Genomic DNA, 18045 nt, shown 5'->3' with positions numbered 1-18045 from the left:
GCGAGGTGTTTTAATAATTATGGCAGTTTCGGGTATTTAGACCAGTCGGGTTTGCGCTTTTCCAAGAAGGCCTTTCCTCCTTCCTGCGCTTCCTCGGTCATATAGTAAAGCATTGTCGCGTCGCCGGCCAGTTCCTGAATACCGGATTGTCCGTCGAGTTCGGCATTCAGTCCTGCTTTTATCATCCGAATGGCAAGTGGGCTGTGCTGCATGATGGTTTCTGCCCATTCCACCACCTCGTCTTCCAGACGGTCGAATGGTACGACTTTGTTGACTAATCCCATTTCCAATGCTTCTTGAGCTGAATACTGGCGGCAGAGGAACCATATTTCGCGCGCTTTCTTTTGTCCGACCACACGTGCCAGATAAGAAGAGCCGAATCCGGCATCGAAACTACCTACGCGTGGACCGGTTTGTCCGAAGATTGCGTTTTCGGAGGCAATGCTCAAGTCGCATACTACGTGGAGCACATGTCCGCCTCCAATGGCGTATCCGTTTACCATGGCAATGACAGGTTTCGGGATGGAGCGGATTTGCTTCTGTACGTCAAGGATATTCAGACGGGGTACTCCATCGCTGCCTACATAACCTCCGTGTCCTTTCACGTGCATGTCGCCACCCGAGCAAAATGCTTTATCACCAGCTCCGGTAAGTACGACTACGCGGATGTCGGAGCATTCGCGGCAGTAGACCAATGCATTACTGATTTCGTTGGTCGTATCAGGAGTAAATGCATTGCGATATCTGGGGCGATTGATAGTGATTTTTGCGATGCCGTTGTAGAAGTCGAAAAGAATATCGTTGTATTCCTTGATGGTTTTCCATTCTCTTTGTGCCATAATTCGTATGTTTTATTGTTTCAGTTTGTGATAATATGCTTTTAATAAATCTGTATCGCGGGTCTTGTCGGTAAATACTTCCAGTAACAGTGGGTGAGGAGTAGGGTTAGGTTGTGTAAATACGTCTAATGCAGTCTGCAACTCGGTATCGTTGTGGGTGCATAAGTAATCGAATCCCCTGTCTTCTGCCCATGCTTTGCCGGATGCATGGTGTGTGCCGATGACAAAGTGGTGTGTGTGCTCGTCCAAGGAAAGCCCAGGCAGGGCGTGGAAGATTTCGCCTCCTTCGTTGTTCAGCAATAAGATGCGCACGTTGTTCCGGTAGTTCGGATTCCACAAGGCATTCATATCGTAAAAGAAACTTAGGTCGCCTATCAGGATAAAGTTCAGCTGGTTTGAAACACTAGCGTATCCGATTGCCGTTGATAAAGAACCTTCGATACCGTTTACACCCCGATTCGACTGTACTTCTACGCCTGTGGGCAAATCGAACAGTTGGGCGTAACGCACTGTCGAGCTGTTGGCTAAATGGAGTGTGCAAGGGTTAGGAAGCCTGCGGATAACCTCGCCGATGGCTTTCATTTGCGAATAGGCGAAAATGGCGTGGTCGAGGTTCTGTACTTTTGCTCTCCACGTCTGCGGATAATCAGAGCCGGGAAGGTTTTGTAGCTGTACCACTTGTTGCCAGAATGCGTGCGGTTCTATTTCGATAACCGTGCTGAGCGAGCCGAACAGGTCGACTATATTTCCGTCAGCACTTATGTGCCAATGCTCCATAGGCGGATGCTGACGTAAGAATTTTTTCAGACGCTTCGAGATGATATGCCCTCCATAGGTAATCAGTAATTCGGGACACATAGTTTCTTGTGCGCTGTTATCCATTGAATAGAGCAGTTGGTCGATATGTGTGATGGCCTGTTCGGGCAGGGTGGGATTGTTGATGTTTTCGACAATCCAAGCGAAATGCTTATATAATGTGGTATATTGTTCGGGGGTAAATGTTCGTCGACGGTTCATCTGTCCTGCCACCACCATACGTCTGGTGTATTGCCGGAGACGGTCGGCAAGCTGATTGTTCCAACCCTGATAGCGGGAAATGACACGCACATCAGGCAATTGTGTAACGGGAAACTGGAAGAATGGTTCGCTGACAGGCACGTTGATATGAACCGGTCCTTTGCCGTGATGGCAGGTTTCCAGTAAAGCTTCGTTGATGAGGCGGTTGCAGAACCATTCGTCTTCATCTGTCTGAATATCAGGTAGGTTGACCGATTTCTTGACCAGCGTGCCGAATACTCCAGGTTGAGGCAAGGTTTGTCCGTCCATTTGTCCAATCCAAGCAGCTGGACGATCGGCGGAGATTACCACCAAAGGTACTTGCTGGTAATAAGCTTCAGATATTGCTGGATGCAGGTTGAGCAAAGCACTTCCGGATGTGCAGCATACGGCAACGGTCGTATTGTCGTGAAGTGCCAGGCCAATGGCAAAGAAGCCGGCACTTCGTTCGTCGGTCATTGGGTAACATACAAAATCGGGGATGTGGGCGAATGTTTGTACCAGCGGGATGTCTCGGCTTCCCGGGCAAAGTACAATTCTTCGGATGCCATGTGCACGAAGCAAGGCAGCTAGCTGTAATATATTTTTCTTATGAGTATACATGCTTTTTATTTTGTCAAATAGCTTTTTGTGCGCTTTCCTACAACTGTTTTTTATGCAAATTATATGTGCGGTTGCAGATTTATACGTACGTTCGTATTTATTATTAAATGCATGTCCACCAACAGCCAATACATACCCCTGAAACAATGAATATATACTGCAACTGCGGTTGAATATATACTGCATCCGCCTACGGATATATACTTTATCGGCAAATGCAGTGTTACTGCGTTTGCAATTCAGTGGCTTGGCTAATTGCGGATATTCATTATTATTAATAATATTATTAATGTGCAGATGTGTTTAAAACCCGATTTGTTATGATATCCAATAGCCTGTTTTTATTCATCTTCTTCTCTTTTATTATAGTATACTTAGCATGGTATTTAATTTTTGTTGTGTTTCTTCCCATTCAGACTCTAGTGTGGATGAGGATAGGATACCTCCTCCGGCATATAGCGTACTTCTTTTACCTTCAATATTCATACAGCGCAGATTGACGTAAAGTGAAGTGTCTTCTTCCGGGTCAAGCCAACCGATAATTCCGGCATAATAACGTCGGTCGTATCCTTCGTTTTCGTTGATGAATTCGTATGTTTCGTTTTTAGGGAGTCCACATACTGCCGGTGTCGGATGTAGTTCGTACAAGATATTTCCTACTTGTGAGGCATCTTTCAGAATGAAATTGAAATCAGTTTTTAAATGCACCAGTTGACCAGCCCGTGCTGGATAAGGACCTTTTTCAGTGATTTTATTTCCAAACTGTTTTATGGTACGACGTATGTAGTCACTAACAAAAGCTTGTTCGCGTATATTCTTATCACTCCAGTCGGTCGGTATGACATCTCCTTGCATGGGCATAGTGCCAGCAAGGGAGACTGTATGCCATTGGGTACCATGTCCGCTAAGGATGATTTCCGGAGTACTTCCTAGCCAGGTACCAGTTTCAGGGGTATGGCAAAGGGAAATCATCATGCGTGGATAATTATTGCAAGCATTGATAAAAGAGGTGAGAGGCGAAAAGCCGTCAGGCAATTCCAGAAAAGTACGGCGTGACAATACCAGTTTTTGGAACTGCTTTTGCTGTAAGGGAGCAATGAATCGTTCGAATGCTTGACGATAATTTTCCCATTCTTTATCTGAAGCTTCCTGGGTGATGAAAGATGCTGTTTTAGAAAACGGCAATTCGGTCTGGGTAGGAATGAGGTCTGTTCGATCCTGCACCAAACGGGTTAATGTTTCGCTGATAGCTTCCCAATCATGTTCAACATGAGTTGGGCGAATCAAAACAATGGGATGTTGCTCTGTACGGCGGAAAGGAGCCAACAGAAAACCGCGTTGTCCGTTCAAATCAGTCAGGCTGTCAATGATTTGTGTGTTTCCGCTTTCTTGCAATACCAATATAGGCATATCAGTCCACGGTTGACGGTAGAGGGCAAAGTTTACCGTGCTTCGTGTCAGGTTGTCTATCAGTTTGTGTATGTAAATGGAAGGTTGGTTCATGGCCGTTTCTTTATGATAAGATTGACAACACGTGCGGTAGACACCAGTTTGCCCTCGGGAGTGATGATGTCCACGTTCCATACATGCTGTGTGCGTCCCCGGTGTACAATGTTCGCATGAGCTTCCACGTAACGTCCTTCTCCTACGGGAGTCATGCTTACATGGTTGGCGCTGACCTGTATGCCTACCGGCTCTTCGTCTTCAGCGCACAAGTGTATCGAACCATATCCGCTGACGATTTCAGCGAAAGCCAGTGATGCTCCTCCGTTCAGTATGTCGACAGGGGTGCAAGGACGTGCTGTATTGTCGTTTACGGGCATGGTTGCTTTTACATGTCCGTCTTTCATTTCCACCAGTTTGATGCCTAAGAATCTTCCTATGGATTCTTTTAGTTCGTATGGTTTGCCAGGTTCTATTTGCATATTCTTCCTGTATTTTTAATTAATAACCATGCAAAGGTACATTTATTTTGTGGTATTTTCTATCTTTCGATTCAAATTCTGATGTATTTTTGCATCCGATTTAATAAGATGTTGTTATGGAAATGCAAAAACTAAAAGGACACGGAGCGATGCTTTGTGCCAATGCCATGTGGGGGCTGATGTCGCCACTGGCAAAACTTGTTATGTTGGGTGGACTGGTTACACCGTTGGTCGTGACAGACTTGCGCGTGTTTGGCGCGATGGTATTGTTTTGGATTGTTTCATTTTTTCGCAAACCGGAGCATGTGGGACATAAGGATTTGGCAAAGCTGTTTGTGGCTTCGTTGCTTGCCATTGTGTTCAATCAAGGATGTTTCATCTTCGGGGTAGGGCTTACTTCGCCTGCCGATGCTTCCATTATCACTACCAGCATGCCGCTGTGGGCGATGGTGCTTGCTGCTATTTTTCTGAAAGAGCCGATTACAGGGAAAAAGGTGCTGGGTATTGCTTTCGGTGCTACAGGAGCGTTGTTGCTAATCATGGGCAGTTCACATGCAGGGACGTCTTCAACTGTATCGGGCGACAAGAGCATCTGGGGTGATTTGCTGGTATTGATGGCACAGTTGAGTTATGCATTATATTTGGTGCTGTTCAAGAATTTCGTAGGCAAGTATTCGGTTTTCACGCTGATGAAATGGATGTTTACGTATGCTTTCATCTGTCTGCTTCCGTTTTCGTACAATGATTTGCTTGCCGCGGGCTGGGCTGGGCTGAGCTTGATGGAAATCGGTTCGCTTGCCTTCATCGTGGTAGGGAGTACATTCTTATGTTACATCCTGGTGGTAGTGGGACAGAAGAACCTGCGTCCTACAGTGGCAGGCATGTACAATTATGTACAGCCTGTTGTAGCATGCATCGTGGCAATTTGCTGGGGAATGGATTCTTTCAACTGGGTAAAAGGAGTTTCCATCTTATTGATATTCGGCGGTGTCTATTTGGTGACAATGAGCCGTTCGCGTGCCGAGCTGGAGGCTCATGAGGCGTCAGTGAAGGGTACGGAAGACAACCGCTGATATATCGGCTATCACTCTCTCAGTAGCTTCGAAACTTAGCTTGGAATGCTTCACGAATACGACAAGGGTATATCTTTTGCCGTTGGGAAGCAGGATGAAACCGGCATCGTTGATTCCTATCCATTCGCCTTGTTCGTTTTGGTCGGAGGTGCCGGTTTTATGTCCGATACGTGTTTCGGTGCCTTGTAAAGGGAAGGGCAGACGTGCCTTTCCTGTCTGGCAGTCAAGTAAGGTTTCGCGGATAAAGTGGGTATATGAGGTATCAATCGGCAAAGTTTCGGCAGCCAATCTGTCCATCAGCCGGGCGGTAGAGAGTGGTGTGCTCCAGTTATTATAACATAGAGCCAGATTTTTGTGCATGTCGTCTTCGGTGGCTGTAACGGCGAACTGGTCGCATCCGATAGTGCGGAGATACTTGTCTGTTTCTTCCGTACCGCCTATGTAGTCGAACAGAATGTCGCAGGCATTGTTATCGCTCAACTGGAGGGTATAAGTGAGCAATTCGCTGATTGGCAAACTGATGTTCCCTTCCGGATAACGGTCGCGCAACGGGCTGTAAGTATCGGGTCGTAAGTCTTCTTTGCGGATGAAGACAGAGGTAGAAAGGGGCAGGTGGTGCTTGTCCAGGTAATGTGCCACGGCGAGTGCCTGGTGATATTTCATTACGCTCATTAGCGGATAGCGGTCATCGTTGTTTATTGTTATGGTGTCTTTTCCATCGATAATGAGTGCTACACCCACGTGTGCATCTGTGTTTGCTGTGATTTGTTGGATTTGTTCTTGCAGTGGATGAGTGGCTTGCGAGGATAATGTGCAAAAGGTATAGAGTATAATAAAAAGGAGTAGTTTCATCATTTGTAAAGTTCGAATTTGGGTGAAAATTTTGTCAGTTGCTTTCTTTTTGCAGTATCTTCAACAGGTTTTTCCGTGAAGTACGTACTCCGGCAGGTAAAAAGTCAGGTTCCATCATTTCCAGTGTCGTACGTAATTCTGTTCGTAATTCCGGAAAATGTTTACACTGTTCGTAGGTCAGTTTCATGCACAGAGATTTGATACTGATGGCTGTTTGGGGACTGAGCATCTGCGAGAAACAGAAATCAAGGAAATCAGTGCGGAGGTTTTCGGGAGGAAAGGGTTGTCGCAGCAGCAACGTCAGCAGTAGACGGCGTTTTGTATTGCTGGCAGTATGCAGTGTTTCGTTTATCAGTTCATTCTGTTTGTCATACAGCCATTCGTTATTATGTAAATCGAAGTGTGTAAATATCCATGCAGCATTTTCGGCTATCCGTTTATTGTTGTCGAATAAGAGACGGTAAAGTGTAAGTTTTGCTGCATTGCCATCTGTACCTTGGGTGGCATGGCAGATTTCCAGGATATCATTTTCATGAATTTTGCCGGAAAGCCTTTGCCGGAGGATGGTTAAGGTGTAATTCATATACTTTTTTTTATGATAACAGGTGAAAGGGCAGTACTCAGTACGACAAGTATCCATAAATTACCTGTCATCGGATTGTATGCCGATACCAATTCATGGAAAGTTTGTCCGGTGCTTGTTCCGAATATAAGTTCGAAAGTGATAGTCAAGACCGTCCATAGGCAAGCAATGGCATAACGTTCTTTTTGATTCAATATGCCAACGCGAGGTAATAGTAGCCATGTCAAGAGAATGATAAGTCCGCTTAACAGAACACCGCTTACGGGCAAGGCCCATTGATGCAACAAGGGATGCAGGCAATACTGCCGTACACCACCATTGAGAATGGCGGCAGGAATGAAGCAAAGCCAAACAAGCAATGATCTTAAAATTCTCATATAGAGGTCTTTATAGTTCTTTTTTCATTACATAGTTTATCATTTCCAATCGTTTGGCACGTTTCTTTTGGCTTTTTTCCACACTATAGCCTTGTTTTTCAAAAAAAGGACGTGCCGTAATGCTGACTTCTGACGTGATTTGTGTTATACCGAAACGGCATGCATAGGCTTCTATTTCTGACAGGAGCTGGGATGCTATGCCTTTTCTTTGCCAATCCTTGTGAACAAACATTGAGTGCAGATAGCCATCAGCCCGAATAGAAGCGAAGCCAATGATACGTCCTTCACTATCTAATGCTGCAAGGAAATAGAGTGTGGATAGCAGATTTTTCCAGTGGATTGTACTGTCACCGCATGATGCCCAGTCTTCTATTTCTGCAGGTGTGTAATTCTGAATGTTTACAGCCTGTATTGTAGAGCGGAACAGATTGCGTAGTTCGTCTATGTCGTTTATCGTGACTGTTCGGGTTGGGTAAGTTGTTTTCATGCATTCAACTATATAGGATAATGTTTGAGGATGTCTGGCTGATAAAGTGTATCGGTTCCTGACTGTGTAAAGATAAATAATTATCCGAAACAGGCTCGTCGTTTCCGAGGTTTCCCTGTTTGGAAAGACAAGTCTGTTTCAAGTTTAATGGTTGGGGTATCAATATTTGATTCCTGTACCTTGGTTTATTATTTGGACTGGCTTTTTTCGTCAGTTGCGTTTTGTTGCATTTCGTCTTCTCCCCAGTGGGTCTCGGCTTCACGTTTTTCACGCTCAATGACTTCTTGAGCTTTGCGCGGATAAAGAATCAGGCGGAGTGAATGGTCATAGGTCATGTAGCTCCACATCCAGTTGAGCAGGACATTGATTTTGTTTCGTACTCCTAAGATGGAACGCAGGTGGACTACCAGCCACAAGAACCAGGCTATCCAACCTTGGGTCTTCAAGGAACTGAATTCGGCTACAGCCTTGTTGCGGCCTACGGTAGCCATGCTTCCCAGGTTGCGGTAATGGAAAGGCTTCATGGCTTTTCCTTTCTGCAGGCGAATCAGGTTTTCAGCCAGCAGGCTTCCTTGTTGGATGGCTACTTGTGCAAGTTGCGGATGTCCGTAAGGATAGTCCTTGTCGCCGTTCATGATACATTGGTCGCCGATGCAGAATATGTTGTCGAAACCGTCAACTTTATTATATTGATTTACTTTGATGCGTCCTCCGCGTCCGATGGAACTGGATGGCATATTGCCGATAGCATTGGCACGTACACCACTTACCCAAATGAAAGTACGGGTAGGTATTTGTGTCCCATCTTCCAGAATAACCTTGTGGTCACGGTAGTCCAGCACTTTTTTGTCCAGCCATACGTTGATGCCCATTTCACGCAAGAATTCTGCCGATTTTTGCGAAGATACGGGAGCCATACCCGACAGCAGGCGGCTGCCTGCCTCTATCAAATAGATTTGCAGCAGGTTTTCGTTCATGTCCGGATAGTCTTTCGGAAGCACATACCGTTTCATTTCAGCCAATGCTCCGGCTATTTCCACACCGGTAGCTCCTCCACCGACAATAACGATATTCAACAATTCTCTGCGTTCTTGTTCGGTAGCGCAAGTCACGCTTCGTTCAAAGTTGCCCAGTAGGGCATTGCGTAATCCCATTGCTTCTTGTAGAGTCTTCATCGGAATGGCCTCTTTTTCAATGTTCTGGTTCCCGAAGAAGTTGGAAGTGGTTCCAGCAGCCAGAATCAAGTAATCGTATTCTACTTTACCGATAGAAGTCTGCAGGATGTTCTTTTCAGGAAAAATCAGCCGGGCTTCCGCCATACGGTAATTTACATGAGATTTTTTCCCGAATATTTTCCGGAAAGGAAACGAGATAGAACTCGGCTCAATGCCGGCAGATGCCACCTGGTAAATGAGTGGCGGAAACTGGTGATAATTGTTTTTGTCAATCAGGATTACCTGGAAATTGGATTTAGACAACTTGTCTGCTAGTTTGAGGCCTCCAAATCCTCCTCCTACAATGACAACTCTCTTTTTACCTTTTTCTCTTTCAATGTTGAAACTCATATCATTTTGTTTTTGTGTAAAGCTGGTGCAAAGTTACAACTTTATCAGGATTTAAACATATGTTTGGCGGTAAATTAGAGAAAAATTTCTGTAATTCGTATACAATCCGGTATTTGATATTTCATTACTTTTGCATTTGTAGAACAAAATATAGGTAAACTTATGGAATTGGAAGACTTTTTGGCTTATGTAAAGACCGGTAAAGCATTGGCAACGGAAGAAATCGGCCGCTTTATGGATGAAATGAGTGGCGAAGCGCGTAAAGTGACCTTTCGTCTGAATACAGCTTATCATACGCCTGACGAAGTACGGGCATTATTATCCGAGTTGTTTGGAAAACCTGTCGATCCGAATTTACGGGTATTTCCTCCTTTTTATACTGATTTCGGGAAAAATATAACTATCGGCAAACATGTGTTTATCAATGCCTGTTGCCATTTTCAGGATCATGGTGGCGTAACGTTGGGCGATGGATGTCAGATAGGGCATAATGTGGTATTTGCTACACTGAATCATGGCATTGCTCCGACAGACAGGAAAAACACTTATCCTGCCTCTATCGTGTTGGGTAAGAATGTGTGGGTAGGTTCGAATGCCACGATTTTGCAGGGGGTGACTATCGGTGACAATGCGGTCGTGGCTGCCGGTGCAGTGGTGACCAAGGATGTACCAGCCAATACTATTGTTGGTGGAGTGCCGGCGAAAGTGATTCGCAGGATAGACTGATAAATTTATGTAAAATGGGTAGTATTATCTGTAAACAGGATACAAGGATATGGATGGAACTGCCTATCTTTGTAACTGAAAAAACAACTGAAGACAATGAAATACAATTTCGATGAATTAACCGACCGCCGTCATACCGGTTCATATAAGTGGGATTCGGCTGTTGGAGAGGATGTGCTTCCAATGTGGGTGGCTGATATGGATTTCCAGACGGTTCCAGTTATTATCGAAGCATTGCAAAAGCGGGTGGCGCACGGTATTTTCGGCTATACAAAGGTGCCTGATACATATTACGAAGCCATTATCCGTTGGTTTTCCAGGCAACATGGATGGAGCATTGACCGTGAATGGATACAATATACCATCGGGGTCGTTCCAGCATTGTCTGCCATCATCAAGGCAATGACTTGTCCGGGAGATAAAGTCGTGGTACAGACACCTGTATACAATTGTTTCTTTTCTTCCATTCGCAACAATGGGTGTGAAATCGTGACAAGTCCTTTGTTGCGTGAAGGAGATACATACCGTGTTGATTATGCCGACTTGGAAGAAAAGGTTTCCGACCCGAAGGTTAAACTTTTTCTGTTATGTAATCCGCATAATCCTGCCGGGCGGGTATGGACACCCGAAGAGTTGCGCTGTATGGGAGAGATCTGCTTCCGTCACGATGTGTTTGTCGTGGCTGACGAAATACATTGCGAACTGGTCATGCCGGGATATGTCTATACGCCTTTCGCGTCATTGGGCGAGAAATTCCTGCAACATTCGGCTACCTGCATATCTCCCAGTAAGGCATTCAATCTGGCTGGTTTGCAAATTGCCAACATTGTATTGTGGAGTGAAGAGCTTCGTAAGAAAGTAGACCGTGCTATCAATATTAATGAGGTATGTGATGTAAATCCGTTCGGAGTAGCGGCGTTGATAGCTGCCTATAGTGAAGAGGGAGCTGAATGGTTGAAACAGTTGAATGCATACATTGCAGGCAATTATCAGTATATGCAGCATTTCTGTAACGAGCGTCTTCCACAGTTCCCGTTGATAAAACTGGAAGGGACGTATTTAGCATGGATGGATTGCTCAGTGCTTGCACTGAATGCAGAAGAAATAGAAACGCAGTTGTTGGACGAGGAAAAGCTGTGGCTCAATGCCGGTACGATGTACGGAGAAGCGGGTGAAGGCTTTATGCGTTGGAACTTGGCTTGTCCGCGCAGCAGGGTAGAAGAAGGGTTGCGGCGTTTTGGCTGTTTTGTAGAAAAGAAGGTGAAGAAAAACTGAAAATGGATGTCCATATTCAACTATACCATGCCTACAGAAAACGAAGATAACTTCATAAGCCATTTCAGATAACTGCTACAGCGTATGAAGATAACTGCAATGGCAAAGTAAGTATATATTCATTTGGCACATCATTATGGGAGGCTGATTACGGACATTCTAAACCTGAATATTTATTTAATTATTAAAATTAAAGTGTTATGGAATCTGTAGTAAAACTTTATTCGTTATCGTATTCGAATTCGAAGACGTATCTTGCGGCTTTGCTTTTCGTGGCAGGCAATATTGCTTTGCCTCAGCTTTTTCATTTGGCTCCACAAGGAGGAATGACGTGGTTGCCGATTTATTTCTTTACCTTGGTAGGGGCATATAAATATGGATGGAAGGTAGGTTTGCTTACTGCTATCGCTTCGCCATTGATTAATTCGGCATTGTTCGGTATGCCTGCTCCTGCGGTACTTCCTGCCATTTTGCTGAAATCTGTCTTGCTGGCTGCAGGTGCCGGATTCATGGCTCATCGTTTCCAGAAAGTATCGGTTCTGGCTCTATTGGCTGTAGTTTTATTCTATCAGGTGGTAGGTACGTTAGGCGAATGGGCATTCTTTGCCGATGGCTTTTATGCTGCCGTTCAGGATTTCCGTATAGGTATTCCGGGCATGTTGTTGCAAGTATTCGGAGGTTATGCTTTCATCCGTTATCTGATTCAGAAGTGATTTTTAATAATGTGCAAATATGAAAATGTGCTAATGTAATAATGAGTTAGTGTGCTAATTCATTTTCACATTGGCACATTTTCATATTATTACATTAGCACATTAATTACCCTTTCCGCTGGTAGGCAATACGTGGTGTACCATTGGATACATAAATAATGCCACAACGAACAAAACCGTGCTTTTCCAACAGATGTTGCATCACTTTATTGTCGGCATGAGTGTCGGCACGTAGTTGGGATGCACGGGCGGTACACCAATCAAGGCAGGCGGAAAAGATACCTTTTTCGCTGCCATCGGATGCCAGACGATGGATGACATAGTAAGGTTCGTCATTCAGCCACTTCCCGTTTTCGATATGTGCATAGTTGGGGTCCGGACTGGGAACAAAACAGAAAGTACCGACAAGGACATTCTCTTCGTTTTCACAAACATAACAATTACCTTGGTTGATTTCTTCAGCAACCAGTTCACGTTGCGGATATCCGTTTATCCATTGGTTGGGGTTTCCGGTACTCGTCATAAAGTGCCTGGCTGTATCAAATATTTTCATCAGGCGGTCTATATCGGTAAGGATGGCGGGGCGTATGGTCTGTATCATATTGTAAAGTGGCTTTAGTAAAATACAAAAAAGGTGAAACAAAACTGATGCTCCACCTTTTTTGTTGGTATGTAATAAATAAGCTTTAACGTCCTTTACTTGAACTCAATAATTAGCGATTGATTTGCTGGTATGATAAGATTTTTAGTGAAATCCACTTTTTTACCGGAAGTGAGGACTGTTCCTCCTTTAGAATCGCGAGTTAAAGCATTGTAGTGTTGGCACGGCAGAACTTGTTCTTTGTTAGTACTATTCAAGATAATCATTTCTGTTTTGCCTTCACTGGTACGGGCGTACACGTAGATTCCTTGTTCGGGAATGTGATACTTTACAGTTTTGTTTTCTGACATATTCTTGTTTAGTTTTAGTTTTGCACTCCAAAGGTAGAGTTTTCATTCTAAACAAGCGGAAAGAAAAGGGTTAAAATTGCAGGTTTTATGCGGTTTTTATGATATAAATCAAGTTTTTGACAGGGTGACGAGGTCTCAGTTGACAAGGTGGACAAGGTTTTAAATAGTTTTTCGAATGGAATGTTTTCTAAAGCCTTGTCTCCTTGTCAACTGATATTTCGTACTTCATTTATATTAAGAATCCAAGCAAGATACCTGCCGCTACGGCAGAACCGATGACACCGGCTACGTTCGGACCCATGGCGTGCATCAGCAGGTAATTGGTCGGGTCGTATTCGGCGCCTACGATTTGCGAGATGCGTGCCGAGTCGGGCACGGCAGATACGCCGGCATTTCCGATAAGCGGATTAATCTTGTTGTCTTTCTTCAATACCAGGTTGAATATCTTGACGAAGAGCACTCCCGATGCGGTGGCTATCACGAAGGACAAGGCACCCAGCCCGAAAATCTTCAGTGAATCCCAGGTGATGAATTCCGAAGCCTGCGTAGAGGCACCTACGGTCAGTCCCAGCAAGATGGTGATGGTATCAATCAGCGGTCCGCGTGCAGTTTCTGCCAGACGGCGTGTCACGCCGCTTTCCTTCAGCAGGTTGCCGAAGAAGAGCATGCCCAGCAGGGGAAGACCCGAAGGCACCAGGAAGCAGGTCAGCAGCAGACCCATAATCGGGAACAGGACCTTTTCGGTATGCGACACGGCACGCGGGGCTTTCATGCGGATGAGACGCTCTTTCTTGGTGGTGAGCAGGCGCATGATGGGCGGTTGGATAACCGGCACCAGTGCCATGTAGGAGTAGGCAGACACGGCGATGGCTCCCATCAGGTTGGGCGCCAGCTTCGATGAAAGGAAGATGGCAGTGGGGCCGTCTGCGCCACCGATGATGCCGATAGCGGCTGCCTGCATGGGGTCGAATCCCCATTCGAGGGCAATCATGTAGGCACCGAAGATACCGAATTGGGCTGCCGCGCCGATTAGCATCAGCTTCGGATTGGAAATCAGTGCCGAGAAGTCGGTCATGGCACCGATGCCGAGGAAGATGAGCGGCGGATACCAGCCCGATGTCACTCCTTGGTATAAGATGTTGAGTACCGAACCCTGTTCGTAGATGCCGACTTGCAGTCCGGCTTCCATATTGAACGGAATGTTGCCTATCAGCATACCGAATCCGATAGGAATCAGCAGCATCGGCTCGAATTCCTTTGCCACGGCAAGATAAATGAAGAATATACCGACGGCTATCATGATGAAATGCTGGTAAGTGGCATTGTAGAAGCCGGTATACGTCCAGAAATCAGCCAGGTTGCTCTGTAAGAAATTGATGAATTCTCCCATAGTTATTCGATGATTATAAGGTCTGTACCTTCAAGAATAGATTCTCCTTTGCTCACGTTGATGGCAGTCACTTTGCCGTCGCGGTCCGACTTGATGTCGTTTTCCATTTTCATGGCTTCCAGTATCAGCAGGGTCTGTCCGCGTTTCACCGTGTCGCCTTCCTTTACCTTGATATCGAGGATGACTCCGGGCAGCGGAGATTTTATGCCCGACTTGCCTTGCGACACTGTGGGGCGGGTTACGGCAGGAGGAGGAGCGGCAGGCGTGGTGGAAGCCGTGCGGATGACCGGCTTGATTTTCGGGGTTGCAGGCTTCTCCAGTTCTACGGTGTAGGGCGTACCGTTTACTTCTACGTGTACGTTGTTTTCTTCGATGTCTCCTACGGTCACTTTGTATAAGTTTCCGTTGATTTTGTATCTATATTCTTTCATGGTTATCTATTCGTTAGAGGGTTATTTCTTGTGAGGATTTTCGCGCAGTGTATAAATCTTCGAGCTCCACGGCGAGTAGCTCCGTTTCACACGGCTGATGGTCAGGATGGTTTCTTCCACGTCGTGGTCGCTTCCCTGCGCTTCATGCAGCGCCATGGCAATGGCGGCTATCACGTCGCCCGGCGCTTCGCCCAGCCGGCGTTCCTTGGCTTCCTGCTTGTCGGTGATGTTGTGTGCCTTCATGGCGTTGCGCTTGCGCAGCTTGACGGCGATTTTCCCGATAATCCGGAAGCTGACGTACAGCAGGATAAGCCCGATGAAGACTACGCTCATGGCGGTGATGGTCATGCCGAATCCTGCCGAGTCGTGCTGTTCGAACTTGTCCATCTTCGGGTTCCCTTCCAGCGTCTGGTTGTTCGTGCTGGGAGTGACGTATTTGGTTTCGCTGTCATCCTTCACTTCCCATTCGTCTGATCCGTCGCTTATCCGTGCATACGACTGGTCTGTCTTCAGGACTCCTGCCGGCACCACGATTTCGTCCAGCAGCTTTTTGCCCGAATCGTACAGCCCTATCCAGTTGTCTTTCGTCTTGCTCAGTACGAAATTGGTATGGAAGGTGCCTCGGCGCGGTGCTCCGTCTGCCCAGAACAACGCATGCTGGCGCGGGCTGATGGCGGTCAGCACGTCGCCCTTCGGAATGAAATAAGAGAGGGTGTCGCCTGGCTCGCTGCTTACTTTCAGGTAGCATCCGGCAAGGTTGACACTGTTGTAAGAGGTGTTGAATATTTCCACCCATCCGCTATGCACGCCGTAATCGTCCTGAAAGTTTTCCTGATTGTCTACCAGCACTTCGTTGATGACGATTTTACTCTTGGCTTCCGGCGTGGTGCACGAACTGAATGCTCCCAGCAGGGCGGATGCGAAAAATATTCCGGCTATATATTTATTCATAATTAAACGCGTTTTTTTGAGTTTTTAAGTTCTTAAGTTCTTGAGCTTGTAAGTTCTTGAGTCTTTAAGTTTTTAAGTTTGTAAGTTGAGAAACTCAAGAACTCAAAAACTTAAAAGCTCAAAAACTTATAAACTCATTTACAAAGGAATGTTCCCGTGTTTCTTTGCCGGATTGGTCTGCTTCTTGGTTTGCAATTGCTGCAGGGCACGGATGATGCGGAAACGTGTGTTGCGCGGTTCGATGACATCGTCGATATACCCGTACTTCGCCGCATTGTATGGGTTGGCAAACAACTTGGTATATTCGGCTTCCTTCTCTGCCATAAAGGCTTTCGGGTCGGCAGCTTCCTTGGCTTCCTTGGCATAGAGCACTTCTACGGCTCCTGCGCCTCCCATGACGGCGATTTCGGCAGTAGGCCATGCGTAGTTCATGTCGCCGCGCAGCTGCTTGCAGCTCATCACGATGTGCGAGCCTCCGTACGACTTGCGGAGAGTGACGGTCACCTTAGGCACCGTAGCCTCGCCGTATGCATACAGCAGTTTGGCTCCGTGCAGGATGACGGCGTTGTATTCTTGCCCGGTACCCGGCAGGAAGCCCGGCACGTCGACCAGTGACACGATGGGGATGTTGAACGCGTCGCAGAAGCGGACGAAGCGTGCGCCCTTGCGTGAGGAGTTGCAGTCGAGCACGCCTGCAAGGAATTTGGGTTGGTTGGCTACGATGCCCACCGACTGTCCGTTGAAGCGGGCGAAACCGATGATGATGTTTTTGGCGAAGTCGCGTTGCACTTCCAGAAACTCGCCGTTGTCGACAATGGCTCCGATTACCTCATACATATCGTAAGGCTTGTTGGGGCTGTCGGGGACGATTTCATTTAATGAGTCTTCCAACCGGTCTATCGGGTCGGTACAGTCCACGTAAGGCGGTTCTTCAAGGTTGTTTTGGGGAATGTAGCTCAGAAGCTTGCGTATAAGGGCCAATCCTTCTTCTTCAGTGGCGGCGGTAAAGTGTGTTACGCCCGAGCGGGTAGAGTGCACGCTGGCGCCTCCTAAGTTTTCCTGAGTCACGTCTTCGCCGGTAACGGTCTTCACCACTTTCGGTCCGGTGAGGAACATGTACGACGTTCCTTCCATCATCAGGGTGAAGTCGGTCAGGGCAGGAGAGTAAACGGCTCCTCCCGCGCAGGGACCGAAGATGCCGGAGATTTGCGGCACCACGCCCGATGCCAGAATGTTGCGCTGGAATATCTCGGCATATCCTGCCAGCGCGTTAATGCCTTCCTGGATACGTGCGCCGCCCGAGTCGTTCAGTCCGATAACGGGTGCGCCCATCTTCATCGCCATATCCATCACCTTGCAAATCTTTTGCGACATGGTTTCCGACAGCGAGCCTGCCGATACGGTAAAGTCTTGTGCAAAGACATACACCAGCCGTCCCTCGATGGTTCCGTATCCGGTTACTACGCCGTCGCCCAAGTATTGTTTCTTGTCCATGCCGAAGTTGGTGCAACGGTGTTTCACGAACATGTCCATTTCTTCGAAACTGCCTTCGTCGAGCAGCATGGAAATGCGTTCGCGTGCTGTATATTTCCCTTTTGCGTGTTGTTTCTCAATCGCTTTCTCGCCGCCTCCCAGACGGGCTTGGGCACGCAGCTCGATCAGTTCTTTTACTTTTTCAAGTTGGTTACTCATGGCATTAAGTTTTAGTGTTTGATTTTAGTTGTCTAGGAGCTAGGTTTTAAATTGTTTTACTGATGTATTCAGAACCTAGTCGCCTAGTACCTAGTCAACTAGTACCTATAATATTATTTTTCACACAATTCAGTCAGTACACCCATCGTCGATTTCGGATGCAGGAAAGCAATCTGCAGGTTTTCCGCCCCTTTGCGCGGAGCCTTGTCAATCAGGCGTATGCCCGCTCCTTCGGCTTCTGCCAAGGCGTTTGCCACTCCGTCTTCGATGGCGAAGGCAAGGTGATGGATGCCCATGCCTCGCTTTTCAATGAAACTGGCGATGGTACTGTCCGGACTGGTCGGTTCCAACAATTCGATTTTGGTGTCTCCGCATTTCAAGAAAGCGGTCTTTACTTTTTGGTCTTCTACAGTCTCTATGTTGTAGCAGGTCAGTCCGAGAACTTTTTCGTAATACGGAAGGGCTTCTTCGATGCTTTTTACAGCAATGCCCAAGTGTTCGATGTGGGAAATTTTCATAAATGTTGTTTTTTATAAAGTATTAAATTCTTTAATTT

General features: G+C 46.5%; 20 protein-coding genes. 4 read left to right on the top strand and 16 right to left on the bottom strand.

The genetic code is table 11. The features are described from left to right. Positions 1-17: 17 nt before the first annotated feature. The 4 genes from menB to B5F78_RS01495 form a co-directional block, all read right to left on the bottom strand. On the bottom strand, positions 18-839 hold the full coding sequence (gene menB, locus B5F78_RS01510; RefSeq protein WP_022039454.1) for a 1,4-dihydroxy-2-naphthoyl-CoA synthase: 822 nt from the start codon (positions 837-839) through the stop codon (positions 18-20). Positions 840-851: 12 nt separating this feature from the next. Further along, the gene (gene menD / locus B5F78_RS01505; protein ID WP_087405778.1) at positions 852-2498 is read right to left on the bottom strand and encodes a 2-succinyl-5-enolpyruvyl-6-hydroxy-3-cyclohexene-1-carboxylic-acid synthase; all 1647 of its coding nucleotides are present in this window, start codon (positions 2496-2498) and stop codon (positions 852-854) included. Between the two features lie 363 nt (positions 2499-2861). Then, positions 2862-4001, bottom strand: a complete 1140-nt coding sequence (locus B5F78_RS01500; RefSeq protein ID WP_087405777.1) for an isochorismate synthase — start codon at positions 3999-4001, stop codon at positions 2862-2864. Then, positions 3998-4423, bottom strand: a complete 426-nt coding sequence (locus tag B5F78_RS01495; RefSeq protein WP_087207811.1) for a PaaI family thioesterase — start codon at positions 4421-4423, stop codon at positions 3998-4000. The genes B5F78_RS01500 and B5F78_RS01495 overlap by 4 nt, the downstream gene beginning before the upstream one ends. 122 nt (positions 4424-4545) lie before the next feature. Between B5F78_RS01495 and B5F78_RS01490 the strand changes: the two genes are divergently transcribed. Further along, positions 4546-5496, top strand: a complete 951-nt coding sequence (locus B5F78_RS01490) for a DMT family transporter (RefSeq protein ID WP_087249950.1) — start codon at positions 4546-4548, stop codon at positions 5494-5496. Here the strand turns inward: B5F78_RS01490 and bla are convergent. The 5 genes from bla to B5F78_RS01465 form a co-directional block, all read right to left on the bottom strand. Beyond that, positions 5467-6351 (bottom strand): class A beta-lactamase, encoded by an 885-nt coding sequence (gene bla, locus B5F78_RS01485; protein ID WP_022039459.1) that lies wholly within the window; start codon positions 6349-6351, stop codon positions 5467-5469. The two genes, B5F78_RS01490 and bla, sit on opposite strands and share 30 nt — an antisense overlap. Positions 6352-6382: 31 nt before the next feature. Beyond that, a complete protein-coding gene (locus tag B5F78_RS01480) occupies positions 6383-6931 on the bottom strand; it encodes a hypothetical protein (protein ID WP_087207809.1) in 549 nt (182 codons plus the stop codon). Then, positions 6928-7308, bottom strand: coding sequence for a hypothetical protein (locus B5F78_RS01475; RefSeq protein WP_087405776.1), 381 nt, complete (start codon positions 7306-7308; stop codon positions 6928-6930). Before B5F78_RS01475 ends, B5F78_RS01480 begins: the two co-directional genes overlap by 4 nt. A 10-nt stretch (positions 7309-7318) precedes the next feature. Continuing rightward, complete coding sequence (locus B5F78_RS01470) at positions 7319-7795, bottom strand: GNAT family N-acetyltransferase (protein WP_022039462.1); 477 nt, start codon at positions 7793-7795, stop codon at positions 7319-7321. Positions 7796-7983: 188 nt separating this feature from the next. Next, complete coding sequence (locus B5F78_RS01465) at positions 7984-9360, bottom strand: NAD(P)/FAD-dependent oxidoreductase (protein ID WP_022039463.1); 1377 nt, start codon at positions 9358-9360, stop codon at positions 7984-7986. 162 nt (positions 9361-9522) lie between these two features. Between B5F78_RS01465 and B5F78_RS01460 the strand changes: the two genes are divergently transcribed. From B5F78_RS01460 to B5F78_RS01450, 3 genes are all read left to right on the top strand, one after another. After that, on the top strand, positions 9523-10086 hold the full coding sequence (locus tag B5F78_RS01460; RefSeq protein ID WP_087405775.1) for a DapH/DapD/GlmU-related protein: 564 nt from the start codon (positions 9523-9525) through the stop codon (positions 10084-10086). A gap of 96 nt (positions 10087-10182) precedes the next feature. Then, on the top strand, positions 10183-11361 hold the full coding sequence (locus tag B5F78_RS01455) for a MalY/PatB family protein (protein WP_087405774.1): 1179 nt from the start codon (positions 10183-10185) through the stop codon (positions 11359-11361). 200 nt (positions 11362-11561) lie between these two features. Next, positions 11562-12074, top strand: coding sequence for an ECF transporter S component (locus B5F78_RS01450; protein ID WP_087207803.1), 513 nt, complete (start codon positions 11562-11564; stop codon positions 12072-12074). Between the two features lie 106 nt (positions 12075-12180). On the opposite strand, the gene B5F78_RS01445 is transcribed toward B5F78_RS01450, so the two are convergent. The 7 genes from B5F78_RS01445 to mce all read right to left on the bottom strand — a co-directional run bounded on the left by B5F78_RS01445 (position 12181) and on the right by mce (position 18007). Further along, a complete protein-coding gene (locus tag B5F78_RS01445; protein WP_204428223.1) occupies positions 12181-12675 on the bottom strand; it encodes a GNAT family N-acetyltransferase in 495 nt (164 codons plus the stop codon). Between the two features lie 95 nt (positions 12676-12770). Further along, complete coding sequence (locus B5F78_RS01440) at positions 12771-13025, bottom strand: cyclomaltodextrinase C-terminal domain-containing protein (protein ID WP_087405773.1); 255 nt, start codon at positions 13023-13025, stop codon at positions 12771-12773. Positions 13026-13254: 229 nt separating this feature from the next. Next, positions 13255-14415 carry a sodium ion-translocating decarboxylase subunit beta gene (locus B5F78_RS01435; RefSeq protein WP_013618830.1) on the bottom strand — a complete coding sequence of 387 codons (1161 nt, stop codon included), beginning with the start codon at positions 14413-14415 and terminating at the stop codon, positions 13255-13257. Positions 14416-14417: 2 nt separating this feature from the next. Beyond that, positions 14418-14846 (bottom strand): acetyl-CoA carboxylase biotin carboxyl carrier protein, encoded by a 429-nt coding sequence (locus B5F78_RS01430; protein WP_022039469.1) that lies wholly within the window; start codon positions 14844-14846, stop codon positions 14418-14420. 21 nt (positions 14847-14867) lie between these two features. After that, on the bottom strand, positions 14868-15797 hold the full coding sequence (locus tag B5F78_RS01425) for an OadG family transporter subunit (protein ID WP_087405772.1): 930 nt from the start codon (positions 15795-15797) through the stop codon (positions 14868-14870). Positions 15798-15935: 138 nt separating this feature from the next. Then, positions 15936-17489: an acyl-CoA carboxylase subunit beta gene (locus B5F78_RS01420; protein WP_087207801.1), complete on the bottom strand. Its 1554-nt coding sequence runs from the start codon at positions 17487-17489 to the stop codon at positions 15936-15938. Positions 17490-17602: 113 nt separating this feature from the next. Continuing rightward, complete coding sequence (gene mce / locus B5F78_RS01415; RefSeq protein ID WP_013618834.1) at positions 17603-18007, bottom strand: methylmalonyl-CoA epimerase; 405 nt, start codon at positions 18005-18007, stop codon at positions 17603-17605. Between the last annotated feature and the right edge of the window lie 38 nt (positions 18008-18045).

The organism is Bacteroides sp. An279 (assembly GCF_002159615.1).
Lineage (GTDB): Bacteria > Bacteroidota > Bacteroidia > Bacteroidales > Bacteroidaceae > Phocaeicola > Phocaeicola intestinalis.
This window is presented reverse-complemented; position numbering and strand designations above follow the sequence as displayed.